Source organism: Candidatus Hydrogenedentota bacterium (genome assembly GCA_016791475.1).
In the GTDB taxonomy this organism is placed as follows: Bacteria; Hydrogenedentota; Hydrogenedentia; order Hydrogenedentales; family JAEUWI01; genus JAEUWI01.
On sequence record JAEUWI010000066.1, the window covers coordinates 1 to 11808 of the forward strand.

An 11808-nucleotide genomic window follows, 5' to 3' on the forward strand; every position below is an offset into this window, starting at 1 on the left:
AAATTTGGCGCTACGTCAACAGCTAACTATCTGCCACGCAAACAATTGCAAAGAATCGAAAACTGGGGATCACTCAGCATTGCTCCCCCCGTTCTTGTGATTTTCCCCGGCGCTATGGCACAATAGCTCCTACAGCGGGCCACGGCGTTACCGCCATGCCCATTTTCGTGCTAACCCGCTGAAAGCAGAGCACTTCGAAATTTCGTATGGCCAGCCATACCTCACGTTTATTTCCGACGCGGCCCCGCCGCTTGCGGTTGTCGGGCCCGGTATCGCCCCTCCCGGCGGCCAGGAAGGAGCAGATCCATTGAGCACCCTCAGCTTCATGAAAGAGGTTATCCGTGCCAACAAGAGCACGGGTGCCATCGCCCCCAGCGGCAAGCAACTGGCGGATATCGTGACGGAGATGGCGGAGGTTCGCACGGCGAAGGTCATTGTGGAGTATGGCCCCGGCACGGGAGTCTTTACCGAAGCCATTCTCGCCAAAAAGCCCGAGGATGCGTTTTTTATCGCGCTCGAAGTCAACGAAGAATTCGTGAAAGTCACCCAGGATCGTTGTCCGACCGTAAAGGTGATTCACGATTGCGCCCAGAACGCAAGAAAGTACCTGGAAGAAGCCGGATTCAGCGGATGCGACACCATCGTCTCCGGCCTCCCCTGGACCCGCTTTGACGACGCCCTGCAGGACGAAATCCTGGAAGCCACCTACGATGTGCTGCAGCCCGGCGGCCGCTTCGTCACCTTCGCCTATGCCGTGAGTCCTTTTGTCCCGTCCGGGCGCAAGTTTTTCCGTGAAAAAATGGTGAAGCGCTTCGGCGAGGTCAAATGCTCCGAGCCCATCTGGAAAAACTTCCCCCCCTGCGTCGTATTCATCGCGGAAAAGAAATAGGGATTGCCCATGAGCGGCAGAGCCGCATTGATGGTGTATGGCGGCTGGGAGGGCCACGAGCCCGAGGCCAGCGTCCGCCGCTTTGTTCCTTTCCTCGAAGGCGAAGGCTTCACCGTGACCCTCTCGGACAGCCTCGCCATCCTGGATGAGCCCGACTTCCTCGCGACCCAGCACCTCATCGTCCCCTGTTGGACCATGGGCACCCTGAGCGAATCGCAGGAGGCCAACCTCCTCGCCGCCATTGAAGCGGGCGTGGGCCTCGCCGGCTGGCACGGCGGCATGGGCGACGCCTTTCGCGCCAGCACCGCCTACCAGTTCATGTGCGGCGGCCAGTTCGTCGCCCACCCGGGCAACATCCTGGAATACCGCGTCCACATTACCCGACCGGATGACGCCATCATGGAAGACCTCGTCGATTTCCCTGTGCACTCGGAGCAGTACTACCTGCATGTGGACCCCTCCAACGAAGTGCTGGCCACCACCACCTTCACCGGCGCGGTTCATCCGTGGATCGATGGCGTCGTCATGCCCGTCGTGTGGAAGCGACACTGGGGCGCCGGGCGCGTATTCTACTCCGCCCTGGGCCATGCCCCCCACGAGTTCGAGCAGCCGGAAACTTTCACCATCATGACCCGTGGCATGCTTTGGGCCGCGCGGGATTGACCCGGGCCCCTCGGCCACGACGAACAAACTTCAGCGCGGGAGCAACCTCATGAACCCCATGCGCGTGGGCCTCATCGGCTGCGGCAACATTTCCACCGTCTATTTCGAAGCCGGCGGGCGCTTTCGCGATCTCCAAATCGTCGCCTGCGCGGATCGGGACCCCGCACGTGCGGAAGCCGCCGCCGTGCGCCACGCCATTCCCCGCGTACTGGACGTGGCCAATCTCCCCGGCGACCCCGAAGTCGATCTGGTGCTGAACCTCACGCCGCCCCAGGCACACACCCCGGTGCTCCGGACCGCGATAGCCGCCGGAAAACACGCCTACACCGAGAAGCCCCTCGGCCTGTCCCTCGCGGAATCCATCTCCCTACTCGAGCAGGCCGGCGCGGCGGGCGTCACCATCGGATGCGCGCCGGATACCGTCCTCGGCGCCGGAATCCAGACCGCGCGAAAACTCATCGATGACGGCTGGATCGGTCGGCCCGTCTCCGCCACCGCCTTCATGCTCTGCCCCGGTCACGAATCCTGGCACCCCGATCCCGCCTTCTACTATGCCCCCGGCGGCGGCCCTCTCTTCGACATGGGCCCCTACTACCTCAGCGCCCTGGTCACGCTCCTCGGCCCCATAACCCAGGCATGCGCCATGACCACGGCCGCCGCCTCCGAGCGCATCATCACCAGCGAGGCCCGATTTGGACAGGCCGTGCCCGTCGCGGTGCCCACCCACGTCTCCGGCACCCTCGCCTTCGAAAGCGGCGCCCTCGCCACCCTCATCATGAGCTTCGACGCCATCGGCCATTCCCTGCCCCACCTGGAGATCCACGGCACCGAGGGCAGCCTGCAGGTGGCCGACCCCAACACCTTCGGCGGGCCCATCAGACTCAAGCGGCGCGGTGCGGACGCCTTCGCCGATGTGCCCCTGAGCCATACCTACGCCAGCCAGTCCCGCGGCCTCGGCCTGGCCGAAATGGCCCGGGCCATTCAGGATGGGCGCGAACCCCGCGCGAGCGCGCGAATGGCCCTCCACGTCCTCGACTGCATGGAGGCCCTCCACCGCTCCGCCGGCGCGCGCACCTTCGTGTCCCTGGCGACGCGCTGCCCGCGACCCGAGCCCATGCCCATGAATTTATTGGAAGGCGGGGTCGATTCCTAGTATGGTACGGGATCACGATACTCCCGGCCCTTCGGCCACGGTCCAGAACAGGCGGATTTCATGCAATCAGAAGATCGCGTAATACATTTCGGGGTTGAGCTTATCCACGCCCCCCTTCGCTATAAAAAAGAGGCCCTGCAAAAGCTCTACTATGAGCTGTCCCAGACCCGCAACGCCGCCTACGACGCCTCCGACTTCACCAATCCGGCCCAGGCCCGATTCTACTCGAAAAGCGGCAAGCGCACCCAGTCGATCTGCCTCTTCCTGCCCGATCGCCTCCTCATTCTGGAAGAATGGGCGGAAATCCCACTCAACGCTTTCCTCGACAAAGTCGACGCTATCGGCTCCCGCGTCCTGGAAATGGAAGGGGTGAATCAGTTCATCGCCCATACCGCCACCGTCCGCTCCACCTTCGCACTCACCCACGTGCAGGACGGTCGAGTCTTCGTCCTCGAGCACATGTGCGGACAACAGGGCCGAGTCGGTCAGCACTTTCAGCGTCCCATCGCCATGGCGGGCCTGCGCTTTCACTTCCCCGACACCGACGAGTATCCCGGCAATTTCCAGATCGCCATCGAACCCTTTCGCCAGAGCCGCAACGAGATCTATGTCGAGGCCAAGGGCATCTTCACCCGCGAACCCATCGGTCCGGGCGGTATGGGGATCATCACCGACCACTGCCGCGGCGTACGCTCTTTCGTCTCCGATCGCGTCTTCCCCTATATGAACCAGTTTGACGCGCCCGGGGCCCCCCTCGAATGACCGCCGCCAAACTCCGGGTCTGGCCCGCCATCACCCGCGCCCGAATCGCCCCCGAAATCTACGGACACCAAATCGAAATGGTGGGGCAGAGTGTTTACGAAGGCATATGGATCGGTCGCGCCTCGCGCATTTCCAATGAAGAGGGACTGCGGATGGACGTCCTCGCCATCCTGAAGCACCTCCGCGTCCCCGTGCTCAAGTGGCCCGGGGATACCTTCGCCAACTACTACCACTGGCGCGATGGCATCGGCACCGGCAAAGCACGGGAACAGCGGGTCAACATCCCCTGGCAGCAAATCGAGCCCAACGCCTTCGGCACCCACGAGTTCATGCTGCTCTGCGAAAAGGTGGGCTGCAAGCCCTGGATCACCTGCAACAGCGCCACAGGCTCCTACCGCGATGCCCTCGAATGGATCGAGTACTGCACCTTCGGCGGAGACACATCCCTGACCCGCCTCCGCACCCACAATGGCAGCCCCGACCCCTTCGAGGTGCCCTGCTGGACCTACACAGGCGGGGGTGATGAAGAATCGCTTCGGGTATTGAATTCCGAAATTACCGAGACCTCCGAAGCAAAGTTGCCAACAAAAACAAACCAAAACGCCACAAAAACACACCACACCAGCCATATACTGGAGACAACCGGCGGGGCCAGTTTCGGCAAAGAGGGCTACCTCCATTCTATCGCCAGTTTCTGTCGGTTTGAATCTTCTTTTCGCCGATTCGCCCTGTCCATAGCAAGCACTAGCCCCGAAAACCCGCCCACCATCGCCGTCTCCCAGTGGGGCGTCAAACACCCGGAAGCCACCCCCGAAAGCGGCCTGGACCAACCCGTTACCCTGCGCGACGCCCTCCTCACCGCAGCCTTCCTCCACTGCTTCAACGATCACGCCGCCCAGCTCCGATTGGCAGCCATGGCCCAGGCGGTCAACAGCCTCCTCTGCCTCGTGAAGACCCGGGACAGCGAAGTGTTCCTCACACCGGCCTACCACGTGGTGGACATGATGCAGCCCCACAAGGACGCCCGCCTCCTCTTCAACGAGTTGGAGAGTCCCCGGCTCGCGCTGCCCCCCGCCGCCGGTGGACCATCCTCCGTCCCCGCCCTCTCCGTGAGTACTTCCCGAGCCAGAAAGCGCCTCTGCATCACCGTGGCCAACTTGAGCTGCACCGACGAAATCCCCCTGCAGGTGGAAATCCGCGAGGCCACCATTGTGAACCTCTCGGGCCGCATATTGACCGCCGCCTCTCCGACGGCCGAGAATTCCTTCGAGGCCCCCAAAGTCGTCACCCCCGCGCGACTGAACCTGACCCCGGAGGCCACTACCTTCTCCCACGTGATGCCCCCCCACGCCTTTGCGGTTTTCATCGTCACCCTCAAGTGACCCGGTCAATGCCCGATCCACCTCCCGCAACCCTGTCGGTCGTACTGCCCGTATACAACGGCGCGGAAACCCTCGCGCGCGCGGTGGAATCCATCCAGTCCCAGACTCACCGCGACTGGGAACTGACCATCGTAGACGATGGTTCAACCGACGATAGCGCCGCCATCGCTGGCCGCTTCGCCGCGTCAGACCCGCGTGTCGTTCTGCGCCGTTGCCCGCATCGGGGCCTGGTACCCACGCTCATCGACGGTTGCGCTGCCGCCCGGAGCGATTTCATCGCCCGGATGGACGCGGACGATGTCGCCCACCCGGAGCGTCTGGAGCGCCAGCTCGCCTGGTTCACCGCCCACCCGCAAGGTGGACTATGCGGCACCCGGGTGCGCATGGGCGGCCCAAACATCGGTTCCGGACGCAGGCGCTACGAAACGTGGCTCAACCGCAATACCACCCACGAAGAAATCGAGCGGGAATTGTTCGTCGAGTGCCCCATGGCCCACCCCACCTTCATGATGCGCCGCGCGGCCTTCGAAAACATCGGAGGCTACCGGGATTTCGATGGCCCGGAAGATTACGACCTCGTGATGCGCTTCTGGCGGAGTGGCTACCACCTCGGCAATGTGCCCGAAGCCCTCCTGGACTGGCGCGAACATCCGGGCCGCCTCTCCATGACCTCTCCACGCTATTCCGAAGCGGCTTTCCGCCGATTCAAGCGCCATTGGCTCCACGAGTCGCGAATAACGAGGGGGCGTCCGCTGTATCAATGGGGCGCGGGCGAAGTCGGCAAACGCTGGCTGCGCGAATGGCCGCAGGAAACGCTTCAGGCGGTCGCGGATATCCGCCCCGCCAAGATCGGTCAGCGAATTCACGGCTACCACGTTATCCGACCCGAAGACCTCCCCGCGCCCGGTGCGTGTTTCGTCGTCGTCGCCGTGGGCACCCCCGGCGCCCGCGACGAGATCCGTGCCCACGCGGGCCGCCTGGGCTTCCGCGAGGGCGAGGACTACTGCTTCATCGCATGAATCCTGGAGAGGACGTTAAGTTTCCGTTGCATGCATTCTTCCGGATCTATTGCACGCAAAGGCGCGAAGGCGCAAAGATAATTGGGGGTGCGAGTGCGATTTGGCCTTGCTTCGTTTGCAGGGGAAATCACCATTGCAGAACGCTTCCTTCCCTCTTTGTTCTTCGTGCTCTTCGAGGCCTTCGTGGTGAAACATCGGTTCGCGGCCAACGGCTGCTCGGTGCACATTCATGGTGGAAAACTTCTAAGCCGGTGTTCGGTCGCCAGAAAGGGGCAGGGATGGCCGCAATTTAGCTATACTTCAACCCTGTCGGGGAATCCCGGTACAACAGGCAACCGGACGCGTGAATACCACTTTGCTGGGCGCGCCGTCTTGCCCCTACAACAAGGAATACGATCTAAATGCCCCAGATTTTTTGGGAGTTGGTTCTGCTGGTTGCCCTAATCATGGGAAACGGCTTGTTTTCCATGACCGAAATCGCCATCGTCTCTGCGCGCCGCTCGCGTCTGGAGCAACTGGCGGCGTCGGGTGACCACGGCGCCGCCGAGGCCCTCAAGCTCCTCGACGACCCCAACCGCTTCCTTTCCACGGTGCAAGTCGGCATCACCCTTATCGGCACCCTGGCGGGCGTCGTGGGCGGTGCGCGCTTTGCCACGCCCGTGGCCGAGCTGCTCCAGAAGGTCGGTGTGCCGGAGTTGCACCGGCAGAACATCGCCCTGGGCATCGTCGTACTCCTCATCACCTACCTCTCCCTCACCCTCGGCGAACTCGCCCCCAAGCGTATCGCCATGTCCAACCCCGAGGGCATCAGCCGCGTCACCGCCGGCCCCATGCGCTGGCTCTCCACCCTCACGTCCCCCCTCATCAGCCTGCTATCCGGCACCACCAACCTCATCCTCATGCTCCTGCCCCTGAAGCAGACACCCGAAGGCGACGTAACGGAAGACGACATCCGCATGATGATTCGCCAGGGCGCCAAGACGGGCGTCCTCAGCGGCGAAGAAAAGGACATGCTCATCCGCATGCTCCACCTCGATGATCGGCGCGTCGGCACCCTCATGACGCCCCGACGAGACATGGTGAGCTTCCCCCAGACCGCCACGCGCGCCGAAATCCTCGACGTCATCGAAGAAAACCGGCACTCCCGCTATCCCGTCTATGGCGACAACGTGGAAAACATACTCGGCGTAGTGCACCTGCGCGACATCATGGACGCCATCTCCAAATCCGATGTGGTGGATCTCACCGAGTGCATGACCCAGGCGCTCCACGTGCCCGATACCACCCGCGCCCTGGGCCTCCTCCGCCAGTTCAAGTCCTCCGGCATCCACTTCGCCATCGTGCAGGACGAATTCGGCGGCGTTCAGGGTGTCGTAACCCTCAACGATATCTTCGAATGCATCGTCGGCAGCCTGCCCGAGGCCGGTGAAGAAGAAGACCCCGACGTCATCCGCCGCGAGGACGGCTCCTATCTCCTCAACGGAAGCCTCGCCATCGAAGACCTGTATGCCATGTTCCCCGGCCACCCCATCGCCGAAGAAGTCGAAGGCGGATTCAAGACCCTCGGCGGTTTCATCATGGCCCAACTCGGCCGCATCCCCACCGCCGGTGACTTCTTCATCTGCGGCGGACTCCGCTTCGAAGTCATGGACATGGACGAACGCCGCGTAGACAAGGCCCTCGTCGAGTTCGTGCCCGAGACGGGCCCCGCCGAAGTGAACGACGACGGGGCCGTGGCGGAGTAAGCGCGAATGGGACTGTCCTGCACGCAGCTAAGCCCAGTACGGAAAAATCAACCCTACCTCTGCCCGTCAACCGGACCGAGGCGGACACGCCACGTGTGCGGGACTGTCCCACGCTTCATTTGAAAACGCAGGACGGTTCCGTCATGGGTCACTCCACCGTCGCCTTCACGTCATCCACAAACACCGCCGACTTCTCTGTTGCCGGAGAGACAAACCCCATCCAGTCCAGGCGGCGAAAGGTGGGCGAGCCGCACGCCAGACCCGTGAAACCCTGGGGCGGCATACCGGGCACGACCAGCCCCAGATCAAAGGTGCCGTCCGCCTCGCGTCCGAGTTTGCAGGAAATCTCCACCGCGACCCAGTGCCCTTCCGGCAGAGGCGACAGCACATTGCCCCCCACCATGAGTTGCCCCTTGTTGAACCACAGGCTCGGCCCAACCTGATAGGGATTCTGGCTGTCGCGCCATTCGTGGTAGAACACCGCCCCGGCCTCGACACGGATCAAGAAGCTCACCCGCGCCCTGCCCGTCCTGTAGCCCGGCGTATAGAATACATGGGGGTTGTACTGGGCGGTGAGTCCAGGCGCATCGCTGAACTTCAGACTGCGCATACCCGTGGCCGCCTGCTCATCGCTCACCCGCACCGTCGCCTCCCCTTCCTCGTTCGAATGGGCTCCCTCCGCGAGGTTGCCCACTGCCGTCGCTTCAAAGTTCTCGTCGATCGCCACGGGCCTGGGCGCGGCGGGCGGAGAAAATGGCTTCCGCTCGATTTTCCGGGGCTTCTCGACCCAACCCGGATCCCCGTACAAGCCCGCCTGGCTGTAAACTATCGGTTTAAAGCCCAACGCCAGCGCGGGCGAATCCGCTTTGAGTCGAAAGTCGCCCGCCTCGGCATTCTCGAAGCCGGGATTCGCAATCACCGAGTTCACATCATGGCCCTCGGCCCGCCAGGCCTCCCACGTGCGGCCCGCGAAATCCATCTCGCCCAATTCCACCACATCGGGCATCGAGGTCCAGTACACGTTCTTGTCCAGTTTGAAATTACCGTTCTTCCATGTGCTGCCGAGGAGCGCGTTGTTGTTGAAATAGACAATATTGTTCTCGAAGAAAATGGAGTTGTGCTCTTCCTCCCGCGAGCGGATAAGCTGGCCGCCATGGGAGAAGGCAAAGATGTTGTTCACCACCCGGTTGTCACGGCCATAGTGCTGGTGCAGGGTGCCGGTCAGGGTGTTGTAGACCAGGTTGTTCTCCGCGAGGATGCCGGTGCTGCCCTCGTCGAAATAGATGCCCCAGCCCCCGGAAACCTTGGGACTGGAAAGCACATCGTGGAAAATATTGTTGCGGATGACGGTGCCGGGGGAGACGCCGAGCGTGTAGATGCCCCCCGTGTCGCTGAGTTGGCCCTTCGCGATGTTGTGAACGTGATTGAACTCGATGATGTTGTCGTGGGCCGAACTCTCGTCGTAGCCCCACGACCACCCAACCGAGATACCCGTATAGCGAAAGTCGCAAATCTCATTGTGAGAAAGCTGATTGTACGAGCTGCGCCCGATCCACACCCCCACCGCCCCCCGGAAGACCCGCCCGCCGTCGTGGATGAAGTTATTGTCGATCACATTGCGCAGCGTGGCCTCATTCTCCGTCGCCGGACTCGCGCCCTCGCCAACGCGGATACCGCCCGCCCCCAGATCATACACCTCGCTCCGAGTCAGCTTGTTGTCCTGGCTGCCACGGCGAAACCACACGCCGTAGGTGCCCAGATGCCCCACCTCGCATTGGTCAAAGTGCACGTTGCGCGCACCCGTCGCCTCGATGGCGGCGGGAACACTGGCGGCCGCCTGGCCGTCGCTGTGCCCCTCGGGTTTCACCGCAAACTCGGTGTAGTAAAACTTCAGGCCGCGAAAGTTGAGGTGCGACACAAACTGGCCCTCGGCCGGCTTGCCTTCGAGGCGCAGCAACTGCGGCGCGACGGGCGCCATGGCCTTCGCCGTGTTCATGTCCTCGCCCGGCATGGGCAAATAGTACAGACGCCCCTCCTTCTTGTTGAGGAACCACTCGCCCGGCTGATCCAGCCCCTCGAAGAGATGCTCGATGTAGTAGCGCTGATCCGGATGCCAGTAGCCAAAGCCCCAGTTCGTGGGTCCCGTAAACTCAAGGATGCGGTTGGACTCGTCAATGGACTTCGGGCGCAGCAGCGCCGTTTCCCACGAGTGATACACGACCACGATGGCATCCTGAAGACTCGCCCACGAAGTGAGATCGCCCGGCTTGTAGTAAAAGCGTGTTGCACTCTTCGTTTCCTCGCCCGTGGTGGGATTCTTCTCCATCACCGGCCCCACCGTGTAAAACAGGTCGTTCGGTTCCGGATAATCACCGGCCAGGTTCGTGGCGTTCGGCGTGCGCGCGGGCGTGCGGCGCTCGCCATTCACAAAGAACTGGCTGAAGGTCCAGGACCTGTCCAGCACGGCGGGAATATCCGCCACCCAGAAGTTGCCCTCCTGCCGCCAGCCCGTGATGGCCCGGCCGCCGTGGATAACCGGATTCGCACCGGGCGCGGCCTCATAGGTGATCGGGGCTTCCGCCGTACCGGAATCTTCCGGCGTGAAGACAATAGGCTCTGTGATGCCATACTCGCCATCGCCCACCACGACCTGCACCGGACCAGAAAGCGGCCCGGCGGCCTTGAGCTTGCGGATGGCATCCCGCGCACCGGCGATGGTGGCAAAGGGCCCGTCGGTGGCCGTGTCGTTGCCATCGGGTGTGAGGTGGAGCGTGAGAGGCTGGCACCGGGCCGAAAAATTCGAAAGCGTTGTGACGGTGGCGATGAAAAGGATGCGCGCGAGAGAGCGGGTTTTCATTGGGGTTTCCTTCCGTTGGATCGGTCTGGCGTGAATGGTAGACTTGCGCACACCGTGAATCAAGCGAATCGGACGGATCGGACGGATCAGACCGATCTGATCGGTCCAATCCGTCGGATCCGTCCGATATCCACTCCCCCCAATTGCACCGCCCACCACCCAGTCGCTACAATGCCCCTCCACAACCACCCCAGCATTCACAAGGACTCCCCCATGCCCATCCTCGCCGAACGTATGAGCCGCATTGACGCCAGCGGCATCCGCAAGATCTTCGCCATGGCCGCCACCATGAAAGACCCCGTCAACCTCAGCATCGGCCAGCCGGACTATGACGTGGACACCGTGGTAAAGAACGAAGCCATCGCCCAGATTCAGGCCGGCTTTAACGGCTACACCCAGACCTGGGGCATTGAGGAGCTGCGCGAGGGCGTGGCCCAGTATTACGACACGCGATTTGGCGCAAAAGCCGAAAACATCATGATCACCAGCGGGGTATCCGGCGGCCTTTTCCTCGCGCTGATGGCGACCATCGATCCGGGCGATGAAGTCATCTTTGCCGACCCCTACTTCGTCATGTACACCCACCTCATCAACCTGCTCGGCGGCAAGCCGGTGCCGGTGGACACCTACCCCGATTTCAAGCTCACCCCCGAGCGGGTCGAGGCCGCCATCACGCCGAAGACGAAAATGCTCATCGTGAACTCCCCGGGCAACCCAACGGGCGTCACCCTGAACAAGGCCGATCTGGAAGCCCTCGCGGCCGTCGCAAAGAAGCACGACCTCCTGGTCATCACCGATGAAATCTATGAGTCGCTCCTTTACGATGAAAAGGCCGCGACCATGGTGGGGATGTACGACAAGCTCATCCTCCTCAACGGCCTGAGCAAGTCCGCGGGCATGACCGGCTGGCGTCTGGGCTGGGCGGCTGGGCCGAGCGACATCATACAGGCGATGAACACCCTCCAGCAGTACACCTTCGTCTGCGCGCCCTCCATCGTGCAGAAAGCCGCCGTGAAAGCGCTCCAGGCCGACATGGAGCCCAAAGTGGCGGCCTACCGCGAGAAGCGCGACCTGATCTACAACGGCCTGAAGGACACCTTCAGCGTCACCAGGCCCGGGGGCGCTTTCTACATCTTCCCCGAGGCCCCCGGTGGCGATGGCGACGCTTTTGTGGCCAAGGCCATCGAAAACAACCTCCTCATCATTCCCGGCTCCGTGTTCAGCGCCCGAAAGACCCACTTTCGCATCTCATTCGCCGCAAAGAATGAGACCATACTCAGGGGAATTGAGATCCTCAAGCGAATCGGAGGGTAACCCCTTTCCCCCGCGCCTTGCCAA

Annotated in this window: 9 protein-coding genes; 8 read left to right on the forward strand and 1 reads right to left on the reverse strand. The window is 62.5% G+C overall.

Annotated elements, in window-relative coordinates; all coding sequences use genetic code 11:
• Nucleotides 1-307: 307 nt before the first annotated feature.
• From JNK74_24450 to JNK74_24480, 7 genes are all read left to right on the forward strand, one after another.
• On the forward strand, nucleotides 308-889 hold the full coding sequence (locus JNK74_24450) for a ribosomal RNA adenine dimethylase domain-containing protein (GenBank protein MBL7649341.1): 582 nt from the start codon (nucleotides 308-310) through the stop codon (nucleotides 887-889).
• A 9-nt stretch (nucleotides 890-898) separates the two neighbouring features.
• Nucleotides 899-1552: a ThuA domain-containing protein gene (locus tag JNK74_24455; GenBank protein MBL7649342.1), complete on the forward strand. Its 654-nt coding sequence runs from the start codon at nucleotides 899-901 to the stop codon at nucleotides 1550-1552.
• Between the two features lie 49 nt (nucleotides 1553-1601).
• Nucleotides 1602-2705 (forward strand): Gfo/Idh/MocA family oxidoreductase, encoded by a 1104-nt coding sequence (locus JNK74_24460; protein ID MBL7649343.1) that lies wholly within the window; start codon nucleotides 1602-1604, stop codon nucleotides 2703-2705.
• Between the two features lie 60 nt (nucleotides 2706-2765).
• A complete protein-coding gene (locus JNK74_24465; protein ID MBL7649344.1) occupies nucleotides 2766-3467 on the forward strand; it encodes a hypothetical protein in 702 nt (233 codons plus the stop codon).
• A complete protein-coding gene (locus tag JNK74_24470) occupies nucleotides 3464-4849 on the forward strand; it encodes a hypothetical protein (GenBank protein ID MBL7649345.1) in 1386 nt (461 codons plus the stop codon). The genes JNK74_24465 and JNK74_24470 overlap by 4 nt, the downstream gene beginning before the upstream one ends.
• Nucleotides 4850-4857: 8 nt before the next feature.
• Nucleotides 4858-5868 carry a glycosyltransferase gene (locus JNK74_24475; protein ID MBL7649346.1) on the forward strand — a complete coding sequence of 337 codons (1011 nt, stop codon included), beginning with the start codon at nucleotides 4858-4860 and terminating at the stop codon, nucleotides 5866-5868.
• Between the two features lie 401 nt (nucleotides 5869-6269).
• Nucleotides 6270-7613 carry an HlyC/CorC family transporter gene (locus JNK74_24480; protein ID MBL7649347.1) on the forward strand — a complete coding sequence of 448 codons (1344 nt, stop codon included), beginning with the start codon at nucleotides 6270-6272 and terminating at the stop codon, nucleotides 7611-7613.
• A 148-nt stretch (nucleotides 7614-7761) separates the two neighbouring features.
• Here the strand turns inward: JNK74_24480 and JNK74_24485 are convergent, their stop codons facing one another.
• The gene (locus JNK74_24485) at nucleotides 7762-10470 is read right to left on the reverse strand and encodes a right-handed parallel beta-helix repeat-containing protein (GenBank protein ID MBL7649348.1); all 2709 of its coding nucleotides are present in this window, start codon (nucleotides 10468-10470) and stop codon (nucleotides 7762-7764) included.
• A 213-nt stretch (nucleotides 10471-10683) separates the two neighbouring features.
• Here JNK74_24485 and JNK74_24490 point away from each other — a divergent pair, with 213 nt between their 5' ends.
• Nucleotides 10684-11784 (forward strand): pyridoxal phosphate-dependent aminotransferase, encoded by a 1101-nt coding sequence (locus JNK74_24490; protein MBL7649349.1) that lies wholly within the window; start codon nucleotides 10684-10686, stop codon nucleotides 11782-11784.
• The last annotated feature ends 24 nt before the right edge of the window (nucleotides 11785-11808 follow it).